General features: G+C 51.6%; 17 protein-coding genes and 1 tRNA gene. All 18 read right to left on the bottom strand.

The features are described 5' to 3' along the window. Nucleotides 1-138, bottom strand: a 138-nt coding sequence (locus MWU63_RS19880) for a GTP-binding protein (RefSeq protein WP_247079693.1), incomplete at its 3' end; no start/stop codon positions are given. Nucleotides 139-184: 46 nt separating this feature from the next. After that, on the bottom strand, nucleotides 185-2302 hold the full coding sequence (gene fusA / locus MWU63_RS19875) for an elongation factor G (RefSeq protein ID WP_213887203.1): 2118 nt from the start codon (nucleotides 2300-2302) through the stop codon (nucleotides 185-187). A 21-nt stretch (nucleotides 2303-2323) separates the two neighbouring features. Next, nucleotides 2324-2794 carry a 30S ribosomal protein S7 gene (rpsG, locus tag MWU63_RS19870; protein ID WP_213887202.1) on the bottom strand — a complete coding sequence of 157 codons (471 nt, stop codon included), beginning with the start codon at nucleotides 2792-2794 and terminating at the stop codon, nucleotides 2324-2326. 12 nt (nucleotides 2795-2806) lie between these two features. Beyond that, nucleotides 2807-3178, bottom strand: coding sequence for a 30S ribosomal protein S12 (rpsL, locus tag MWU63_RS19865; protein ID WP_035253348.1), 372 nt, complete (start codon nucleotides 3176-3178; stop codon nucleotides 2807-2809). Between the two features lie 300 nt (nucleotides 3179-3478). Continuing rightward, nucleotides 3479-4303 carry a glycosyltransferase gene (locus MWU63_RS19860; RefSeq protein ID WP_247079689.1) on the bottom strand — a complete coding sequence of 275 codons (825 nt, stop codon included), beginning with the start codon at nucleotides 4301-4303 and terminating at the stop codon, nucleotides 3479-3481. Further along, nucleotides 4300-5184: a DMT family transporter gene (locus MWU63_RS19855; protein ID WP_247079687.1), complete on the bottom strand. Its 885-nt coding sequence runs from the start codon at nucleotides 5182-5184 to the stop codon at nucleotides 4300-4302. Before MWU63_RS19855 ends, MWU63_RS19860 begins: the two co-directional genes overlap by 4 nt. 254 nt (nucleotides 5185-5438) lie before the next feature. Further along, nucleotides 5439-9704 carry a DNA-directed RNA polymerase subunit beta' gene (gene rpoC, locus MWU63_RS19850; RefSeq protein WP_213887200.1) on the bottom strand — a complete coding sequence of 1422 codons (4266 nt, stop codon included), beginning with the start codon at nucleotides 9702-9704 and terminating at the stop codon, nucleotides 5439-5441. Between the two features lie 48 nt (nucleotides 9705-9752). Continuing rightward, a complete protein-coding gene (rpoB, locus tag MWU63_RS19845) occupies nucleotides 9753-13886 on the bottom strand; it encodes a DNA-directed RNA polymerase subunit beta (protein WP_213887199.1) in 4134 nt (1377 codons plus the stop codon). Nucleotides 13887-14134: 248 nt separating this feature from the next. Then, nucleotides 14135-14512: a 50S ribosomal protein L7/L12 gene (gene rplL / locus MWU63_RS19840; RefSeq protein ID WP_213887198.1), complete on the bottom strand. Its 378-nt coding sequence runs from the start codon at nucleotides 14510-14512 to the stop codon at nucleotides 14135-14137. Nucleotides 14513-14579: 67 nt separating this feature from the next. Further along, nucleotides 14580-15095, bottom strand: a complete 516-nt coding sequence (rplJ, locus tag MWU63_RS19835) for a 50S ribosomal protein L10 (protein ID WP_213887197.1) — start codon at nucleotides 15093-15095, stop codon at nucleotides 14580-14582. Between the two features lie 269 nt (nucleotides 15096-15364). Next, nucleotides 15365-16063: a 50S ribosomal protein L1 gene (rplA, locus tag MWU63_RS19830; RefSeq protein ID WP_213887196.1), complete on the bottom strand. Its 699-nt coding sequence runs from the start codon at nucleotides 16061-16063 to the stop codon at nucleotides 15365-15367. Nucleotides 16064-16065: 2 nt separating this feature from the next. Continuing rightward, nucleotides 16066-16491: a 50S ribosomal protein L11 gene (gene rplK / locus MWU63_RS19825; RefSeq protein ID WP_213887195.1), complete on the bottom strand. Its 426-nt coding sequence runs from the start codon at nucleotides 16489-16491 to the stop codon at nucleotides 16066-16068. 100 nt (nucleotides 16492-16591) lie between these two features. Further along, entirely contained in the window at nucleotides 16592-17125 is a 534-nt protein-coding gene (nusG, locus tag MWU63_RS19820; RefSeq protein ID WP_213887194.1) for a transcription termination/antitermination protein NusG, read from the bottom strand. Nucleotides 17126-17311: 186 nt separating this feature from the next. Continuing rightward, on the bottom strand, nucleotides 17312-17509 hold the full coding sequence (gene secE / locus MWU63_RS19815; protein WP_213887193.1) for a preprotein translocase subunit SecE: 198 nt from the start codon (nucleotides 17507-17509) through the stop codon (nucleotides 17312-17314). An 80-nt stretch (nucleotides 17510-17589) separates the two neighbouring features. Next, nucleotides 17590-19059, bottom strand: a complete 1470-nt coding sequence (locus tag MWU63_RS19810) for a tetratricopeptide repeat protein (RefSeq protein WP_213887192.1) — start codon at nucleotides 19057-19059, stop codon at nucleotides 17590-17592. 173 nt (nucleotides 19060-19232) lie between these two features. Continuing rightward, nucleotides 19233-19308, bottom strand: a tRNA-Trp gene (locus MWU63_RS19805). 85 nt (nucleotides 19309-19393) lie between these two features. Next, a complete protein-coding gene (locus MWU63_RS19800) occupies nucleotides 19394-20548 on the bottom strand; it encodes a hypothetical protein (RefSeq protein WP_213887191.1) in 1155 nt (384 codons plus the stop codon). A gap of 210 nt (nucleotides 20549-20758) precedes the next feature. Next, a partial coding sequence (locus MWU63_RS19795; protein WP_247079691.1) for a hypothetical protein occupies nucleotides 20759-20851 on the bottom strand: 93 nt, incomplete at its 5' end.

Here is a 20851-nt window from a genome sequence, read left to right as displayed (position 1 = left end):
AATCTCGTCATACGCTTTGAAATTGTCGCTGAACTGCTTCGTGATCGCAGCCGTAAGCGTCGTCTTGCCGTGGTCAACATGCCCAATCGTGCCGATGTTGCAATGCGGTTTTGTTCGTTCAAACTTTTCCTTAGCCATGTTGGCCTCCTGTTAACTGTGTGCGTGAAGGGGGGCGGTCCCCGCCTTACGCGTATTTCGCCTGAATTTCGTCAGAGATGTTTTGCGGTACCGGATCGTAGTGATCGAACTGCATCGAGAAGTTTGCGCGGCCCGAAGACATAGAGCGCAAGGTGTTGATGTAGCCAAACATGTTTGCCAGTGGAACAAATGCTTCGATCGCAATCGCATTCCCGCGGCTGTCCTGGCCTTGCACCTGACCACGACGAGACGTAAGATCACCAATGATGCCACCAGTGTAGTCGTCCGGAGTAACCACTTCGACCTTCATGATCGGCTCCAGCATTTTCGCGCCAGCTTTTTTCAAACCGTCACGCATGGCGGCCCGAGCAGCGATTTCAAACGCTAAAACTGAGGAGTCCACATCATGGAAAGCACCATCGATCAGAGCAACTTTAAAGTCGATAACCGGGAAGCCAGCAAGAGGACCAGAGTCCATAACTGACTTGATGCCTTTTTCAACACCAGGAATGTATTCTTTTGGAATAGAACCCCCGACGATTTTTGACTCGAATGAATAACCTTCGCCAGGCTGTGTTGGCGAAATAACCATTTTAACGCGTGCAAACTGACCAGAACCACCAGATTGTTTCTTGTGGGTATAGTCAATTTCAGCTTCGTGGCCGATGGTTTCACGGTAAGCCACCTGAGGCGCACCAATGTTAGCTTCGACTTTGAATTCACGCTTCAGACGATCAACCAGAATGTCGAGGTGAAGCTCGCCCATGCCTTTCATGATGGTCTGGCCGCTTTCGAGGTCAGTTTCCACACGGAAGGATGGATCTTCGGCCGCCAAACGCGCAAGACCCTGAGACATTTTCTCCTGGTCAGCTTTGGTTTTTGGCTCAACCGCAATCTCGATAACCGGATCTGGGAAGGTCATGGTTTCCAGAACAACAGGATCATTTACGGCACAGATCGTGTCACCTGTTGTGGTGTCTTTCAGACCTGCCAGCGCGATGATGTCGCCTGCAAATGCTTCTTCGATCTCTTCACGGTTGATCGAGTGCATCATCATCATACGGCCCACACGCTCTTTTTTGCCCTTGGTAGAGTTGAGCATGGTGTCGCCCTTGCTCAGCTTACCCGAGTAAATCCGGGTGAACGTCAGCGAGCCGACAAATGGGTCGTTCATGATTTTAAACGCCAAAGCGGAAAACGGCATGTTGTCATCCGCGCGACGCGGAACATCACGTGTTTCTGTTTCGTCACCAGGACGGAAACCCATGTAGTCAATAACATCCAGCGGGTTTGGCAGATAATCCACAACTGCGTTCAACAGAGGCTGCACACCTTTGTTTTTGAACGCAGATCCAGCCAGAACCGGAATAAACGTCATCGAAAGAGTACCCTTACGGATCAGTTTGCGCAGGGTCGCGACGTCAGGCTCGTTACCTTCAAGGTAAGCTTCCATGGCGTCGTCGTCCATCTCGACGGCGAGCTCGATCATGGTTGTGCGCATTTCTTCGCACTTGTCTTTAAGGCTGTCGCGAATCTCGCGCAGTTCCCAGGTCGCACCCAGATCTTCGCCAGCCCACACCCACTCTTGCATGGTGACCAGGTCTACGATGCCCTCAAGCTCTGTCTCTGAGCCAATCGGGCACTGAATTGGGCAAGGGATTGCGCCAGTGCGGCTTTTGATCATTTCGACGCAGTTGAAAAAGTCTGCGCCGATTTTGTCCATCTTGTTGACGAAAACGATACGCGGAACCTTGTAGCGGTCAGCCTGACGCCAGACGGTTTCTGTCTGCGGTTCAACACCAGCGTTGGCGTCAAGAACAGCAACAGCACCGTCAAGCACAGCCAAAGAACGTTCAACTTCGATTGTGAAGTCAACGTGACCTGGCGTGTCGATAATGTTCAGACGATGCTTTTCAGTTTCCGCATCGACACCGTTTTCAGTACGTTCCCAGAAAGTCGTGGTCGCAGCCGAAGTAATCGTGATGCCACGCTCCTGCTCCTGCTCCATCCAGTCCATGGTTGCAGCGCCATCGTGCACTTCGCCGATGTTATGAGATTTCCCGGTATAGTACAGGATACGCTCCGAACAGGTGGTTTTACCTGCATCGATATGCGCCATGATCCCGAAATTACGATAACGGTCGAGGGGGTATTCGCGTGCCATTGGGTCAGTCCTTGGCCAGATTTACCAGCGGTAATGGCTGAAGGCTTTGTTTGCCTCTGCCATCTTGTGTGTGTCTTCACGTTTTTTCACGGCCGTACCGCGTGTGTTGACTGCATCAAGCAGTTCACCAGCAAGACGTTCTTCCATTGTGTTTTCATTGCGCTTGCGTGCAGCAATGATCAACCAGCGGATCGCCAAAGCTTCGCGGCGCTCTGGGCGCACTTCAACTGGCACCTGGTAGGTTGCACCACCAACACGGCGCGACCGAACCTCAACAGAAGGTTTGATGTTGTCCAGAGCTTCGTGGAAAACTTCAACCGGTGCACGCTTCAGCTTGTCTTCAACGCGTTCAAACGCATTGTAAACGATACGCTCGGCGGCGGATTTCTTGCCGTCGACCATCAGGTTATTCATAAATTTAGTAAGAATGCGGTCGCCATACTTGGCGTCCGGCAGAACTTCACGTTTTTCAGCGGCGTGACGACGGGACATCTCGGCCTCTCCTTATTTAGGACGCTTAGCGCCGTATTTCGAACGACGCTGCTTACGGTCTTTGACGCCCTGGGTATCCAGAACACCGCGAAGGATGTGGTAACGCACACCGGGAAGGTCTTTTACACGACCGCCACGGATCAGAACCACAGAGTGCTCCTGAAGGTTGTGGCTTTCACCTGGGATGTACGAAATCACCTCGAAGCCATTGGTCAAACGAACCTTGGCAACTTTCCGCATAGCAGAGTTTGGTTTCTTCGGCGTCGTTGTATAGACGCGGGTGCACACTCCACGTTTCTGAGGACAAGCCTGCAGGTGCATGGACTTTTGGCGTTTTACTTTCGGCTGCCGCGGCTTGCGGATCAGCTGTTGGATCGTTGGCATTCCGGTTCATTCCCCGTGTTGCAACACATTTCAAATTCACGCGCTCATACGCGTCCGCACAGCGCAAAAACCACATTCGCCCCCATTTTTTGGGAACGACGCGGTGGGCATTCAGAGGATCGGAGCGCTAGCCCGGATCTTGACCACTTCAGTTCTGATTAAGGCAATAACGGGAATACACCCTGCCCAAGTGGCCGCCGTATATGGGGAGTCGCAGAGCTTGTCAACAGCAACGGTTCAGACATTGTGACCGCAATCGCGACTATTGCATATTCTACCTTGTTCTAAGATTGCAGTTTCTTAAAGAAGCGGTGTGACTCCTGTCACAAAACGATCCTTTTCAACCCGAAACCGTTGTCTAAGCTTTGAAGCGAGTTCTTTTTCCGGCAAGATGAAACGACCGTTCCCTTTGGTACGAACTTTGCTGTCGTTTGTGCGGTGCATTCCACGTAAATACATAATGCTTTGATTGAAGGAGACAGCAGGCATCCGTTTCCAAATTTGCTGGTGCGGAAAATCCATCACCGAACGATCATGCTCTGGCTTGAAAAATACAACCAAGCCAGCCGACCAGAACCGCGTGATTACAGGCAAAAACTCAACACCTTCGGGTTTGGCGCTGATGATTACGCCGCGCGAGAAATCCATCGCCATTCGCTCAGCACTCTCAAACACTGGTGCAACCTGTCTAAATCTGGTGCGTGTTTGAGCAACAAAATTAACTGCCACCGCATCGTCATCATCTAACCGAAACTCTGCCACAGCACGCGATTCAAATCTTCGCTCTGCCTGCATAATTTCCCGATACACGTCGCGATGCGGTGCCGATGCCCGGAAAACGGGTTTGATTTGCTTCACGCCTTCAACCAGCTTCAGAATTCGGCTTCGGTAAGGTTCTGGAAAATCGTCACCAAACAAAATTAGGAGTGAAAAAACGGGGTCGGTCTGCGCGAGCAATGAAGGCAAGGTAATTTGTTCAAACCAGAAACACCGCAGTTCCAACCTCTCGGGCGAGTAAAGCATCGCTTTTCGGTCTTCCAGGGTTTTATGGCGAGTCTGAAATGAATCAATAGGTGCGGGGTATGAAAAACGACACAGCCCCAAAACTTGAACTTCAGATGTCACCCTCTTTCCCTTTTTGCTAATTTGCGTTCACGGTAAAATGTGAAAATCCCTGTCGCAACAACAATCGCACCCCCCAATAGTGTAATAGGGTCTGGCCAATCACCAAAAACAAAAAATCCCATGATTAGCGCCCATAGAAGTCCTGTGTATCGGAACGGCGCAACAAACCCGATGTCACCAACACGCATCACCATTACGCTGAATAAATATCCGCCAATTATGAAAAAAGATGCCCCCATTAATTGCAGCGCTGCCAATTCGCTCACAGGTACCCATTGCTCAGAAAAGGTCCCGATCGCAGCAAACAAAGTGACCCCCGCAGCAGCGGCCAACGCTACTACCAACGATGGCACATTTTTTGACAATCTCCGCGATGCAAGATCGCGCATCGTAACAAAGGCGACAGCAATCAACGCGTAAACCGCATAACTATTGAAACCATCGGGGCCCGGACGTACGATCAGCATAACACCCACAAAGCCAACCAGAATGGCAAGCAAGCGACGCCAGCCAACCGCCTCTCCAAGAAAAACGGCGCCTGCCAAGGTTACCGTTAGTGGAAGCGCCTGCAAAATGGCGGTGACATTGGCAATTTCCATATTAAACAATGCCGTCAGGAAGAAATATGCGGCGCCAATTTCGGCAATCGTTCTGAGCGCGATGAACCCCCAGTCTGCCTTTGGTAACCGCAAACGAAGCGCACCCATTCCCCAGGCTATCCCGAAAAGCAAAACCATTGTCACGACACCCCGAATAAGCAGAGCTTGAAAGAGCGGTAGTTCATCTGACAAAGCCTTGAAGCAGGTGTCGTTCAGGGTAAAGGCGATCATGCTCGCCATCATCAGAATTGCACCACGTGCATTATCGCTGAGGATTGCCACGTTTATTCTGCTTTCGCTTTTTACGCCCACCAGCAATGGCTTTGGACTCTTTGCAATTATTGCCCCGCTCGATTTGCCAAAATTTCAAATTCTAAGGGACTCTTTCGGGGACCTGAACAAAATAATAGCTACGCGTTGCCGATACACGCGTTGGCCTGCACATGCAAAAGTAATCAGCTGCGCGCCACATCAAGCCAGACCAAAAAAAGCCCCGCTGTTTTCAGCGGGGCTTTTTTATTCTTTTTCAGGTTTGCTTATTCTTCGCGGCTTTCAAGCGTATCAGCCATACCTGCCTCCAGCACATCTTCGCCAACGATGTTACCCATGTCTTCCGGCGAGCCGTCAACCGGCCCTGCCAACGCAGCGGCGGCGGCAGCTTCTTCGCGACGAGCCTCCAACACAACGTTGTCACGTTCGACTGCAATGCGACGCATTTGCTGTGTAGCACCACCAGTTCCGGCAGGGATCAGACGTCCGACGATAACGTTTTCTTTCAGACCAACCAGTTTGTCACGTTTACCCTGAACCGATGCTTCGGTCAGAACGCGCGTAGTTTCCTGGAACGAGGCCGCTGAGATGAATGAACGTGTCTGCAGGCTTGCCTTTGTAATCCCAAGAAGTATTGGTTCACCCAAAGCAACACGATCACCACGTGCGAGCGCCTTTTCGTTGGCTGCATCAAACTCGGCTTTGTCGACATGCTCGCCTTTCAGCAAGGTTGTCTGGCCGGAATCCAAGATTTCCCATTTCTGCAACATCTGGCGCACGATCACTTCGATATGCTTATCGTTGATCTTAACGCCCTGCAGACGGTAAACATCCTGCACTTCGTCAACCATGTAGTTGGCCAGCGCTTCGATACCCATAACCGCCAGAATGTCATGCGGTGCTGGGTTGCCATCCATGATGTAGTCACCTTTAGAGACGAAATCCCCTTCGGCAACCGGAATGTGCTTGCCTTTGGGCACCATGTATTCGACGGGCTCGAGCGATTCATCTGAAGGCTCGATGCTGATGCGACGTTTGTTTTTATAGTCACGACCAAACCGAACATAGCCGTCGATCTCTGCGATAATGGCGTGGTCTTTGGGGCGGCGTGCCTCAAAGAGTTCGGCCACACGTGGCAGACCACCTGTGATGTCTTTGGTTTTTGCACCTTCACGTGGAATACGCGCAACAACATCACCAGCTTTGACTTCAGAGCCATCTTCAATCGACAAGACCGCATCCACCGACATTGGATAGATCACCGGGTTACCCACATCATTGCGTACCGGTTCGCCATCCTCACCCACGATAAGGATTTCAGGCTTCAACTCGTTCCCCTTAGGGGCCGAACGCCAGTCAGTCACAATTTTCTGGGTCATGCCAGTTGCATCGTCAGTATCGTCACGTACCGAAAGTCCGCTGACAAGGTCAACGAATTTAGCCGTACCGGCTTTCTCGGCAATGATTGGCAGGGTGTAAGGATCCCATTCAAACAACTTGTCACCACGAGAGACTTTTGCGCCATCTTTAACGTGGACTTTACTGCCGTAGCTCAGCTTGTGGCTTGCGCGCTCCTGACCGTTTTCGTCCAGAATCGCCAAAACCATATTCCGGCCCATAACGATCTGCTCGGCCGATGCGTTTTTCAGCAACAATGGATTGCGGAATTCAACCTTGCCATCATGGCTGGCTTCTTGGAACGACTGCTGACCACCCTGCGCAATACCGCCGATGTGGAATGTCCGCATCGTAAGCTGCGTGCCAGGCTCACCAATTGACTGCGCGGCGATAATACCGACAGCTTCACCCTGGTTCACCATCGTACCGCGTGCAAGATCGCGGCCATAACAGGCTGCGCAAACACCTTCTTCGGCTTCACAGGTCAGTGGGCTGCGAATACGCATCGTCGCAACACCTGCCGCTTCGATGGTATCTGCTTTGCGCTCGTCGATCAGTTCCCCCGCAGAAACGAGCACCTCATCGGTTCCTGGCTTCATCACATCATCAGCCGATACCCGGCCAAGAATACGCTCTGCCAACGAAGCGACAACGTCACCATCGTTTACGGCTGCTTGTGCAGTAATCGCCTTTTCAGTTCCGCAGTCATGCGCACGGATAATACAATCTTGTGCAACATCCACCAAGCGACGAGTCAGGTAACCAGAGTTCGCAGTCTTAAGTGCTGTATCCGCTAGTCCCTTACGGGCACCGTGTGTCGAGTTGAAGTACTCAAGCACGGTCAGACCTTCCTTAAAGTTCGAGATAATCGGCGTTTCGATAATCTCGCCCGAAGGTTTGGCCATCAGACCACGCATACCACCCAGCTGTTTCATCTGAGCAGGGGAGCCACGCGCACCAGAGTGGGCCATCATGTAAACCGAATTCGGCTCCATCTGCGCCCCGGCATCATCAAGGCGCATTGCCGAGATTTCTGCCATCATCGCATCTGCGACCTCGTCCGAACACTTGGACCAGGCATCGACAACTTTGTTGTATTTTTCGCCCTGAGTGATCAGGCCGTCCATATACTGTTGTTCGAATTCTTTAACGTTATTGCGGACACCATCAACGATAGGCCATTTGCTGTCAGGAATAATCATATCGTCTTTACCAAACGAAATACCTGCCTTGAACGCTTCGCGGAAACCAACGGTCATGATCTGGTCACAGAAGATGACAGATTCTTTCTGACCGCAGTAACGGTAAACGGTATCAATAACCTGCTGAACTTCCTTTTTACGAAGCAAGCGGTTCACCAGTTCAAACGGAGCTTTTGCGTTCTTCGGCAATAGCGCACCCAGGCGGATACGCCCAGGCGTGGTGTCGAAGCGTTTCATGACTTCGTTACCTTCTTCGTCGATCTGTGCAATCCGTGCAGTCACCTTTGAGTGAAGATGAACAAGCCCTGCGTCCAACGCATGCTGAATTTCGTCGACATCCGAAAAGATCATACCCTCGCCCTTCATACCTTCCCGCTCAAGCGAGATGTAATAAAGGCCAAGGATCATATCCTGCGATGGAACGATGATTGGCGCGCCATTTGCCGGCGAAAGAACGTTGTTCGTCGACATCATCAGAACACGGGCTTCCAGCTGTGCTTCAAGGCTCAGCGGAACGTGAACGGCCATTTGGTCGCCGTCAAAGTCAGCGTTAAATGCCGAACACACCAGCGGGTGCAGCTGAATAGCTTTACCTTCGATCAGCACAGGTTCAAACGCCTGAATTCCAAGCCGGTGCAGCGTCGGTGCCCGGTTCAGCATGACTGGGTGCTCACGGATCACTTCATCCAGAATATCCCAGACTTCAGGACGCTCTTTTTCAACCAGCTTTTTGGCTTGCTTAACGGTCGAAGACAGGCCTTTCGCTTCAAGACGCGAATAGATGAACGGCTTGAATAGTTCGAGCGCCATTTTCTTCGGCAGACCACATTGGTGCAGCTTCAGTTCCGGACCCGTCACAATCACCGAACGGCCAGAAAAGTCGACCCGTTTCCCCAGAAGGTTCTGACGGAAACGTCCCTGCTTGCCTTTCAACATGTCTGACAGCGATTTCAGCGGGCGCTTGTTTGCGCCTGTAATCACCCGGCCACGGCGGCCATTGTCAAACAACGCATCCACAGATTCCTGCAGCATCCGCTTTTCGTTACGAACAATGATATCGGGTGCGCGCAATTCAATCAGGCGTTTCAAGCGGTTGTTCCGGTTGATCACCCGACGGTAAAGATCGTTAAGGTCAGATGTCGCGAAACGCCCACCGTCCAACGGCACCAACGGGCGCAGTTCTGGTGGAATGACCGGAATAACAGTCATCACCATCCACTCGGGGCGGTTACCGGATTCAAGAAAGCTCTCAACGATTTTCAAACGTTTAATAATCTTCTTGGGTTTCAATTCGCCGGTCGCTACAGCAAGGTCTGCGCGCAGCGTTTCTGCTTCGCTTTCAAGGTCAATCTGACCCAGCATTTCGCGAATTGCTTCTGCGCCGATACCAGCGGTGAATGCATCCATGCCATAAGCATCCTGCGCATCCATGAACTCTTCTTCGCTCATCAACTGGCCATAGGTCAGATCGGTGAGCCCGGGTTCAATCACCACATAGTTTTCAAAGTAGAGAATGCGTTCCAGATCACGCAGTGTCATGTCAAGCATCAGGCCGATACGGGATGGCAGCGATTTGAGGAACCAGATGTGTGCAACTGGCGCTGCAAGTTCGATATGGCCCATCCGCTCGCGGCGGACTTTCTGAAGAGTTACCTCGACACCGCATTTCTCGCAGACAACGCCGCGATATTTCATGCGCTTGTATTTGCCGCAAAGACATTCATAGTCTTTGATCGGGCCAAAGATACGGGCGCAGAAAAGACCATCACGCTCGGGCTTGAACGTCCGGTAGTTGATGGTTTCCGGCTTTTTGATTTCGCCGTAAGACCAGCTCAAAATCCGCTCGGGCGATGCCAGGGAAACCTTGATTTCATCAAAGGTTTTAGGCGCTGCAAGCGGGTTAAACGGGTTTGTTGTAAGTTCCTGGTTCATTTTGCGTTCCTTATGTCAGGGATGGGTGAATGGGGGCGCGGTACGCCCTCATTCTTCCTCCGCATCCAGGAGTTCCATGTTGAGACCGAGGCCCCGAACTTCTTTCACCAGCACGTTAAAGCTTTCCGGAATGCCAGCCTCGTAGTTGTCTTCGCCTTTGACGATAGACTCGTAGACTTTGGTCCGGCCCGCCACGTCATCCGACTTGACGGTAAGCATTTCCTGCAACGTGTAGGCAGCCCCATATGCTTCGAGCGCCCAGACTTCCATCTCCCCGAAACGCTGACCACCGAACTGAGCTTTACCACCCAGCGGCTGTTGCGTGACAAGGCTGTAAGGCCCGGTTGAACGCGCGTGGATTTTGTCATCCACAAGGTGGTGAAGTTTAAGCAGGTACTTGACGCCAACGGTAACGGGGCGTGCAAATTGCTCGCCCGTACGACCATCAAACAGGATCGACTGACCAGATTGACTGAACCCGGCACGGACCAGCGCATCGTTAACGTCTGCTTCTTTGGCTCCGTCAAAGACTGGCGTTGCTATTGGCACACCAAGGGTAACATTCCCCGCCGCTTCCAACAGGTCATCCTCGGTCATGCCTTTGATGCCCTCTTCGTAAACATCAGAGCCATAGGCCAGTTCCATCGCTTCGCGAACAGGGGTCAGATCACCTGACCGGCGATATTCCTGCATCGCTTCGTCAATGTTCAGACCCAGACCGCGTGCAGCCCAACCCATATGGGTTTCAAGAATCTGCCCAACGTTCATACGCGACGGCACACCAAGCGGGTTCAGACAGAAGTCAACCGGCGTCCCATCTGCGAGGAACGGCATGTCTTCCATCGGCACAACCTTGGAGATAACCCCTTTGTTGCCGTGACGACCGGCCATTTTATCGCCCGGTTGCAGCTTGCGCTTCACCGCGACGAAGACTTTGACCATCTTCATCACACCCGGAGGCAGATCATCACCACGACGGACTTTCTCGACCTTATCCTCGAACCGCGCGTCAAGCGTACGCTTCTGCGCCTCGTATTGCGCGTTCAGGGCTTCAACGATCTGTGCGTCAGATTCTTCTGCCAACGCCAACTGCCACCACTGCCCTCGTGAGAGTGAGTCCAGAAGCTCTTCATCGATCTTGGAATTTGGCGCCACGCCTTTCGGACCTTTGACAGCCACTTTGCCAAGAACCAGAGACTTCAGACGCGCATAGATGTTGCGATCAAGGATCGCCAGCTCGTCATCCCGGTCACGGCCCAGACGCTCAACTTCTTCACGTTCGATCTGAAGTGCACGTTCATCTTTTTCCACACCATGGCGGTTAAAGACACGCACCTCAACAACCGTACCAAAGTCGCCCGGCTTCACGCGCAATGAAGTATCACGCACGTCGCTTGCCTTTTCACCAAAGATGGCGCGCAGCAGTTTTTCCTCCGGCGTCATCGGGCTTTCGCCTTTTGGCGTAATCTTACCAACAAGAATATCGCCCGGCTCTACCTCAGCACCGATGTAGACAATGCCAGCCTCGTCGAGGTTACGCAGCGCTTCTTCACCGACGTTTGGAATGTCGCGTGTGATTTCCTCTGGTCCAAGTTTGGTATCACGTGCGGCAACTTCGAATTCTTCGATGTGAATCGAAGTAAACACGTCATCACGCGCGATCCGCTCGGAAATCAGGATCGAGTCTTCGTAGTTGTAACCGTTCCAAGGCATAAACGCGACGACCACGTTTTTACCAAGCGCCAGTTCACCCATATCTGTGGATGGACCGTCAGCGATAACTTCGCCTTTCTGAACGGTGTCGCCCACTTTCACCAGCGGGCGCTGGTTGATGCAGGTGTTCTGGTTCGAACGCTGGAATTTGCGCATGCGGTAGATATCCACGCCCGCGTCACCCATTTCGAGATCTTCGGTTGCGCGGATCACGATCCGCTGTGCATCAACCTGGTCAATTACACCAGCACGCTTTGCCATAATCGCAGCACCGGAATCGCGTGCAACAACTTCTTCGATACCCGTTCCCACCAGCGGCGCTTCTGCTTGCAACAGCGGCACTGCCTGACGTTGCATGTTCGACCCCATCAGGGCACGGTTCGCATCGTCATTTTCAAGGAACGGAATAAGCGAAGCCGCAACAGAAACCAGCTGTTTCGGGCTAACATCGATCAGGTCCACGTTTTCACGCGGGCTGAGCATGTATTCGCCAGATTTACGGCTTGATACGAGATCGTTGATGAACACACCTTTGTCATCAAGCTTCGCGTTGGCCTGCGCCACTGTGTGACGCATTTCTTCGGTAGCGGCCATATAGTTGACCTCATCGGTCACCTTACCATCCACAACCTTACGGTAAGGTGTTTCAATAAAGCCGTATTTGTTCACACGCGCGAATGTCGCGAGCGAGTTGATAAGACCAATATTTGGCCCCTCTGGCGTTTCAATCGGACACATCCGACCGTAGTGAGTCGGGTGCACGTCGCGCACCTCAAACCCAGCACGTTCCCGCGTCAGACCACCTGGCCCAAGTGCTGAAAGACGACGCTTGTGCGTAACTTCCGACAGCGGGTTGGTCTGGTCCATAAACTGCGATAGCTGCGAAGAACCGAAGAATTCACGAACAGCCGCTGCAGCTGGTTTCGCATTGATCAGATCTTGTGGCATCACAGTGTCGATCTCAACGGATGACATGCGTTCCTTGATTGCACGTTCCATACGCAGCAAACCAACGCGATACTGATTTTCCATCAGTTCGCCAACCGAGCGCACACGGCGGTTGCCGAGGTGGTCAATATCGTCGATATCGCCTTTGCCATCGCGAAGCTCAACCAGCGCTTTGACACAGGCAACGATGTCTTCCTTACGAAGTGTGCGCTGTGTGTCTTCGGCATCAAGCGACAGACGCATGTTCATCTTGACCCGGCCTACGGCCGAAAGATCATAGCGATCACTGTCAAAGAACAACGTGTCGAACAATTGCGAGGCCGCCTCGACGGTGGGTGGTTCACCAGGACGCATAACGCGATAGATATCCATCAGCGCGGTGTCGCGACCCAAGTTCTTGTCAGCCGCCATAGTGTTGCGCATGTACGGACCGACATTGATGTTATCAATGTCGAGAACTGGTATTTCAGTAATGCCAGCATCCAGCAAATCTTGCAGCGTACCGCCAGTTACTTTGCCTTCTTTGTCATGTTCAAGCGTAAGTTCATCGCCTGCTTCGACATAGATCGCCCCATTTTCTTCGTTGATAATATCCTTGGAAACAAAACGTCCCAGTATCTGTTCGTGTGGCACCAACAGATTTGCGACTTTACCATCGTCAATCAACTTTTTCACAGCGCGTGGCGTAACCTTTTTATTAGCTTCGGCAATCACTTCTCCGGTTTTTGCATCAACCAGATCAAAAGTCGGACGCGTTCCTCGTACACGCTCTGGGAAGAACTTGGTGACCCAACCTTTGTTCTTCTTCAGCTTGTAGGTAACGGTGTCATAGTAGGCTTCCATGATCTCTTCCTGATCCAGACCCAGCGCATAAAGCAGGGTCGTAACAGGAAGTTTGCGGCGACGATCAATCCGGGAAAAGACGATGTCTTTTGCATCAAATTCGAAGTCGAGCCACGAACCACGGTATGGAATGATCCGGCAGGCAAACAGTAGTTTACCAGACGAATGGGTTTTGCCTTTGTCATGATCAAAGAACACACCTGGTGAACGGTGCATCTGGGATACGATCACACGCTCGGTACCGTTGACGACAAATGTGCCGTTCGGTGTCATCAGGGGCATGTCGCCCATGAATACGTCTTGTTCTTTGATGTCTTTAACGGATTTCGCACCGGTATCTTCATCGATATCAAATACGATCAACCGCAGTGTCACTTTCAAAGGTGCTGCATAGGTCATGTCACGTTGCTGACATTCCTCAACATCGTATTTTGGTTTCTCCAGTTCGTATTTCACGAACTCAAGAATTGATGTTTCATTGAAATCCTTAATAGGGAAAACCGACTGAAAGACACCTTTGATGCCTTCGCCGTCCAGCGGCTGAAGCTGGTCTCCGGATTTTAGAAACAGATCATATGAAGACTTTTGAACCTCGATAAGGTTCGGCATTTCCAGAACTTCGCGGATTTTACCAAAGTATTTGCGAAGCCGTTTCTGGCCTAGGAAAGTCTGAGCCATGCGCGTGGTCACCTTTATTTTTTTCGCGGGCACGTCCAAGTCGGGCCACAAGACCGCGCCGCACACGAAACAAGAGGGGTTCGGACCTATTCATGCAAACCGTCCCACCGGTCTGCTCCCGATCCGCTGAACCTCTCCTTAGAAAAAGCACCGTTCAGATGCGCTTGCTAAGACAGATTCGGCTGGACCCGGAATTTTCCCGGATCCAGCCAAGATTTTCGTTGGTTGGGGCTTTGTGCCCCGGCCAATTACTTGATTTCGACTTCGGCGCCAGCTGCTTCGAGCTTGGCTTTGATGTCGTCAGCTTCTTCTTTAGAAACTTGCTCTTTGACAGCTTTGCCGCCTGCATCAACAAGCTCTTTCGCTTCTTTAAGGCCGAGACCGGTAATCGAGCGAACTTCTTTGATGACGTTGATTTTAGAAGCGCCAGCGGACTTCAGGATCACGTCAAATTCAGTTTGCTCTTCACCAGCAGCAGCACCAGCATCTGCTGGGCCAGCAACCATTACAGCTCCACCGGCAGCAGGCTCGATGCCATACTCGTCTTTAAGGATCGTTTTCAGTTCTTGTGCTTCGAGAAGGGTCAGACCCACAATCTCTTCAGCCAGTTTTTTCAGATCAGCCATTTCACTGTTCCCATTCATAAATGTGTTCCAACGTCAGGTGTTCAACCCTACGAGGTCACGAAGTTGCTTAAGCGGCGAGCCGCTCTTCCAAAGTGGAAAAGATGCCAGCGATGTTCGAAGCAGGTGCGCCAATTGCGCCAGCGATATTCGAAGCAGGTGCGCCGATGCAGCCAGCGATAGAAGCAATAAGCTCCTCGCGAGATGGCATTTTCGACACGGCTTCAACGCCGGCACGATCCAGAGCGTTCTCTCCCATAGCACCGCCAAGGATCACAAGTTTCTTGTTTTCCTTAGCGAAGTCTTCGGCGACCTTGGCTGCAGCCACGGGGTCTTCCGAATAGGCGAGAACGGTCATGCCCGTCAGGAAATCAGCGATGCTTGCGCATGGCTTCCCATCAAGAGCGATTTTGGCGAGCTTGTTCTTGGCAACGCGAACGGACCCACCAGCTTCGCGCATTCGCGCGCGCAGGTCCTGCATCTCAGCAACCGTGAGACCCTCGTAGTGGGCAACCACTACGACGCCAGAGCTTTCAAAGATCTGGCCGAGTTCGTCGACCAACTTCTCTTTTTGTGCTCTATCCACAGTTTCACTCCAATTATGGAAAGGTTTCCCTCTCCGGCTCAGTTAGTGTCAGTTTCCCCAATTTTGCGGGGTCGCCGACGTTCGGGTCCAATTTCAGGGTCCCGAGGCCAAAATCACTCGAGGGAGGCCCCTCGAAAAATCTGTCTCGTTTCCCATCTCGGGAAGGAATTATGTGACGCTTTGTTATTATGGGCGCCACACCCTCCGTCTCGGACAGAACGGAGCCTTACGACCCCGCTATTCAGCCCGGGTTTCCCCGGGCGGAATTCTTACTCGCTGTTGGCAGAATCCACTGATACGGAAACGCCTGGGCCCATTGTCGAGGACACAGCGATTTTCTTCATGTAGGCTCCTTTGGAACCTGCTGGTTTTGCTTTCGCGACCGCACCGACAAATGCCCGAAGGTTTTCCACCAGCTTTGCTTCGTCGAAAGAGGCTTTGCCGATACCTGCGTGTACAACACCAGCTTTTTCTGCTTTGAACTGAACTTCGCCGCCTTTGGCGTTCTTTACAGCCTCAGCGACATCCATGGTTACTGTGCCAACCCGTGGGTTTGGCATCAGGTTCCGTGGGCCAAGCACTTTACCCAGACGGCCAACGATTGGCATCATGTCCGGAGTTGCGATGCAACGATCAAATTCGATCTTGCCGCCCTGAACGATTTCCATCAGATCCTCGGCACCAACGATGTCTGCGCCAGCAGCCTGTGCTTCCTCAGCTTTAGGCCCGCGTGCAAACACAGCGACGCGTACTGTTTTACCGGTACCGTTCGGCAGAGTCACAACACCACGAACCATTTGGTCTGCATGGCGTGGGTCGACACCCAGGTTCATTGCGACTTCTACAGTTTCGTCAAACTTTGCATTTGCATTTGCTTTGATCAGCGAAACGGCTTCTTCGACGGTGACGTCGTATTTACCTGCGAAAGCCTCACGTGCGGCTTTGGTACGTTTTCCAAGCTTTGCCATGATTATTTCACCTCGATGCCCATAGACCGCGCCGAGCCGAGAATGATCTGCATTGCTGCTTCAATATCGGTCGCGTTCAGGTCTTTCATTTTCGCTTCGGCAATCTCTTTCACCTGCTTAGTGGAGACTGTGCCAACTGTTTCACGACCCGGCAGCTTTGCGCCAGATTTCAGTTTGGCCGCCTTTTTCAGGAAATAAGACGCAGGGGGCGTCTTGATATCCATATTGAACGATTTATCCACGTAATAGGTGATCACCGTTGGGCACGGTGCTCCGGGCTCCAGATCCTGCGTACGGGCGTTAAACGCCTTACAGAATTCCATGATATTAATTCCGCGCTGACCCAGTGCAGGTCCAACGGGTGGGGATGGGTTGGCTTGCCCGGCTTTCACCTGCAGCTTCATCTTACCAGCAATTTTCTTGGCCATGTGGCCTCTCCTTCTTCAACAACGGTGAAACGCGTTTCACCGATCTGGGTTGTGTGGTCCGGCGTGATGGGCGCGCCCACCGTACCTCCCACAGATGCGCTCAGGCGTCTTTTGTAACCTGAGTGAATTCCAGCTCGACCGGGGTTGCCCGGCCAAAAATTGATACCGTCACTTTCAGACGGTTGCTTTCTTCATCGACGTCTTCGACCATTCCGTCGAACCCTTCGAATGGGCCGTCAGTAACCTGCACTTTTTCGCCAATCTCGAAGTGGATCAGCGTACGAGGCGATTCCAGACCTTCCTCAACCCGGTTGAGAATTTGGTTCACCTCAGCGTCGCGCATTGGCATCGGGCGGCCTTGTGGGCCCAGAAAACCGGTAACACGGTTGATCGAGTTGATCAGGTGATAGCCCTGATCTGACATTTCCATACGGACCAAAACATAGCCCGGCATGAAACGGCGCTCGGCGGTAACTTTCTTACCGCGGCGCACCTCGATAACCTCTTCGGTAGGCACCAGCACTTCTTCGATCTCGTCCTCGAGACCGGCGTCAATGACGGAGTGCTTGATTTGCTCGGCAATCTTTTTCTCGTAGTTTGAGAGAACGCTTACCGAATACCACCGCTTCGCCATACTGCTTCTTGCCTCACATCGCCCGTGGCCTTAGGCCCGGAAAGTTCAATTTATTCAGACGGTTACGCCGCCTTAGTCCAGAACAAAAACAGCGCACAACCCGAATCGCTGTACGCCTGCCCTGATGATGCCGCCCGCTTTACTAGTGAAATCAAGGTACTTCAAGACCGTAGAGACGAGTTTTTCTTATCTAAAAGCGTCGAACAAAGCTCTCAGACCTTCGCGGATCGTCAAATCGATCAGCGAAAAAAAGATCGCAGTCAACGTCGCCATGACAAAGACCATTGCCGTGGTCAGCAATACTTCGCGCCGTGTTGGCCAGACAACTTTTGAAACTTCGGACCGAACCTGCTGGATAAACTGCGCTGGATTTGCTTTTGCCATAAAAATAGCCCTTCTGACGGATTGCCACGCAGATACGCCTGTATCACGGGGAATTCAACCCCATCCGACACTGACCGATATCAGTTTTCCAAAATCGAAATTGCATGCAGGCTGGCGATTTTATCACCACGCTGATTGGTCCGTTTTACCCAAAAGCCTAGCTCGGGGCTGATCCACCAACGTGTTTCGACTTCGCGTTTCACCTCCCTGCCAAAAGCTTCCATTTTTGAAAGCTCCCGGTAGCGGACAACGAAAGTGTCAAAAACCCCCAATGGTTCGTGTATCTGTTCCTGTTTTTCAACAACCAGACTAAACTCCAGCGTGCCGAGCCGTACAAAGGGGACATCGTGCAAACAGCCCATCATCATCGCATCCATTGAAAATTCTTCCGGGCAAACAAGTTCAAATCCGCCTCGGCCTGTCACGGTATTTCCAACCACAAGGGGCCATAACGTTGCCGGCTCACCTTCGTCAAAAACTTTTCTGAACTCCGGGCCACCCGCTTCTGTGCGCAGCGTGCGAAGAAAAAGACCTCTGAATGTATCAATGGATTCCGGTATCTTTCCACCAGTCGATGTAACGACGTCCAGATTTTTTTCCGCTTCCAAATCCAGATCAATTTGTACAACGTCACCGTCGTGAACCGTCAAATTACGCGTTATCAAGGCCAATGCCTCTGGCATCGCTTTCGGTGGGGCACTAAACCAGTTTGCCAGATCCATAATTGCGATTTCCATTTCATCCCGCGTGTCAAACGGAAGAAAAACCTGAAGATATCTGATGCTCAACCCATCCTCAGGCGGCTCATATTGCAATGGAGACAACTGAACGTTCGGATCAAGTTGAACAAGTTCGGTCAGATTTCTACTAGTAAACCGCTCGTTTGGGTTAATGATCTGCGCCATGCGATAATAGCGGGCAGCGTTATCTGCGTCTCCCATATCCCAGTAGTTGTCCGCGAGCCGCATGTGAATGAAGGACCTGAACGGGGAAATGTCGCGCGCGGCCTGATAATCTGCGGTTGCGGGCGTGAAGTTTTCCATTTTTTGGTGAACATGCCCGCGCTGGTAGCGAGAATAAAAATAGTCACCCTTGAGGTCTATAGCCTGTGTCAGTGCTGAAAGTGCTTCAACATCCCGGTCAAGCCAATCCAGTATTCGGCCATGATAATAGAAATTCCAATGATCTTCCGGATCTATTTCGATAAGCAGCGTTGTATCTGCCAAGGCCTCTTCGTACCGACCTTCCTCATAGAGAGCATAAGCACGCGTCCCAAGTGCAGCTTCATATTGCGGGTCAATCTCAAGTGCACGGTTAAAATCTTCAATCGCAACGGCATAATCGCCGTTATCGCTATACGCATCGCCCCGTCGCTGGTAGGCCCAATACCTTTTTTCGTAGTCTTCGGATTCGATAAGGGCCGTACACGCCGCAATTCGCTCTTCAAATGGCGTCGCACTTTTGCGACAAGCCCGCTCCTGTGACATGTCCTGCGCAAATGCGGGGCTTAGAAAAACCAAAAAGAAAAACACCCATTGAAACAGTTTCATAGTGCCTCCAATCATTGGGTCCGTGTAACCCACATCTCACAACAGAACCCTGATCATCATATAATGACCGGAAAAGCTTTGATGTGGCAAGGAAACACAACGGCAGGTTCGCCAGCGACGATTTTGAATAATTTGCAGATAGATATCTTAGAAAATTCTTGGTCAGATTGTCCTGGCAGGGGCTGAGGGACTCGAACCCACGACCCTCGGTTTTGGAGACCGATGCTCTACCAACTGAGCTAAACCCCTAGGACCGAGGTCGGGTTACGCGACGACGCGAAATGAATCAAGGGCACATTTTGATTTTTGTTTCAAATACGCACGGACGCAGCCATTAAAACTCACCACGCCAGATCGGCAGGTCCAGTAAAGCCGCAGGAAAGCCAATGCGGTTAACCGGTGTGAAATTCAAAGGAAGAAAGCTGATCAAAACATTTGCAACCAGCAACAAAACAATCACCTGATGACTGAAGACATTGGCAAGTCGCGATCGTGCAGCATCGTCATGCTGCAATATAAGCGCCAGCACAACGAATGACTGAATGATTGCCAACGACACCAGCCGCGACAAGTCAAAGGCGACAAAAAGCAAGGATAGCGGCCCGAGAGCTGCGGCAAGTACGGCGAGTCTATCAATGAAGGGTCGATCACAGATCAGCTTCCATCCGGCGCCAATCAGATAAAGAATGAAACCAACACCAATCCAGCTGACGTATTTCAGTTCGAACAGATAGCGATTTGAATTCCAGACATAATTATACCCTGGCTCTTCACCTTCAGCGTATTTCATCACCGCCTCAACAGCGCCTTTTCGAACGTTGAAGTCCATCGCGCGCGATGTGACTTCAGCCAAGGTTACAACATACATCTCGCTTGCATTTGGAGAGAGCTGGAAAAGGACGATCACCGCAAGCAAAGACGCAATTATCGGCGAAACGCTAAGCAAAATACGTTTTGGGAAGGGTTCCGCATCTCGCGCAAAGAATATCTGAAAGGCAACGAGAAGAGTGTAAGTCGGCAGCATTATTTCATGCACTAAAACACCGGTAAGGCAGATCATTGTTTTCGCAAAAAGCGGAATTACCCCACGGGTCGGAAAAAGAAGTGCCGTAACACCCAATACGGCAAGGGCACCATCGAAGTACCCAGTATTTCCAAGAAACGTTGCCAGACCGAAAGATGTCGCAAACACCAACGCCATCTCAATGCCGTTCTCAGCGGTACGCAGGCACTTTGTCATGAACAAAACCAATACTAGGCCTGCCACGAATGTAAGCAGCGCCCCTATCATAAAGACAGCACTCTGGCTCATCTCTGTGTCGTAGAAAGGGCGCAGCAGTTGGCCAAGAAATCCGCGGCGGAAAATCCCAAGATCGTAGGAAAGCAGAAAATGGGTTTTGGCCCAGTCATTTGGCGGCTTTATTACAGAAACCGCAATGATCGCATATACGATCAAAACAACGCTGTATCCACGCTTATTAAGCATCATGATTTTTTAAATCCATGCTGGTTCGTTCAACTGCTCTTTCGCCAGCATTGATTGTCACGTTTTGCGGCTGGCGTCTTTTGTCGTTTCTAAAACATTTCCACAAAAAAAGCTTGCATCAAATTCTATCAAAAAGTTTGGAAAAGGTAGGGCATGGATTTCAAAAAAAGGCGACCACATCGGCCGCCTTTCGCATGTTCATCTTGATTTCGATTACTCGATAATTTTGGACACGACACCGGAGCCTACGGTCCGACCGCCTTCGCGGATGGCGAAGCGCAGTTTTTCTTCCATCGCGATCGGGGC

Source organism: Pseudohalocynthiibacter sp. F2068 (genome assembly GCF_023015645.1).
Classification (GTDB): Bacteria; Pseudomonadota; Alphaproteobacteria; order Rhodobacterales; family Rhodobacteraceae; genus Pseudohalocynthiibacter; species Pseudohalocynthiibacter aestuariivivens.
This window is presented reverse-complemented; position numbering and strand designations above follow the sequence as displayed.

What these genes read in the sequence shown, in the direction of transcription:
- fusA (WP_213887203.1), bottom strand. Translation starts at nt 2,302, where the DNA reads ATGGCACGCGAATACCCCCTCGACCGTTATCGTAATTTCGGGATCATG.
- rpsG (WP_213887202.1), bottom strand. Translation starts at nt 2,794, where the DNA reads ATGTCCCGTCGTCACGCCGCTGAAAAACGTGAAGTTCTGCCGGACGCC.
- rpsL (WP_035253348.1), bottom strand. Translation starts at nt 3,178, where the DNA reads ATGCCAACGATCCAACAGCTGATCCGCAAGCCGCGGCAGCCGAAAGTA.
- rpoC (WP_213887200.1), bottom strand. Translation starts at nt 9,704, where the DNA reads ATGAACCAGGAACTTACAACAAACCCGTTTAACCCGCTTGCAGCGCCT.
- rpoB (WP_213887199.1), bottom strand. Translation starts at nt 13,886, where the DNA reads ATGGCTCAGACTTTCCTAGGCCAGAAACGGCTTCGCAAATACTTTGGT.
- rplL (WP_213887198.1), bottom strand. Translation starts at nt 14,512, where the DNA reads ATGGCTGATCTGAAAAAACTGGCTGAAGAGATTGTGGGTCTGACCCTT.
- rplA (WP_213887196.1), bottom strand. Translation starts at nt 16,063, where the DNA reads ATGGCAAAGCTTGGAAAACGTACCAAAGCCGCACGTGAGGCTTTCGCA.
- rplK (WP_213887195.1), bottom strand. Translation starts at nt 16,491, where the DNA reads ATGGCCAAGAAAATTGCTGGTAAGATGAAGCTGCAGGTGAAAGCCGGG.
- nusG (WP_213887194.1), bottom strand. Translation starts at nt 17,125, where the DNA reads ATGGCGAAGCGGTGGTATTCGGTAAGCGTTCTCTCAAACTACGAGAAA.
- secE (WP_213887193.1), bottom strand. Translation starts at nt 17,509, where the DNA reads ATGGCAAAAGCAAATCCAGCGCAGTTTATCCAGCAGGTTCGGTCCGAA.
- MWU63_RS19810 (WP_213887192.1), bottom strand. Translation starts at nt 19,059, where the DNA reads ATGAAACTGTTTCAATGGGTGTTTTTCTTTTTGGTTTTTCTAAGCCCC.
- MWU63_RS19800 (WP_213887191.1), bottom strand. Translation starts at nt 20,548, where the DNA reads ATGATGCTTAATAAGCGTGGATACAGCGTTGTTTTGATCGTATATGCG.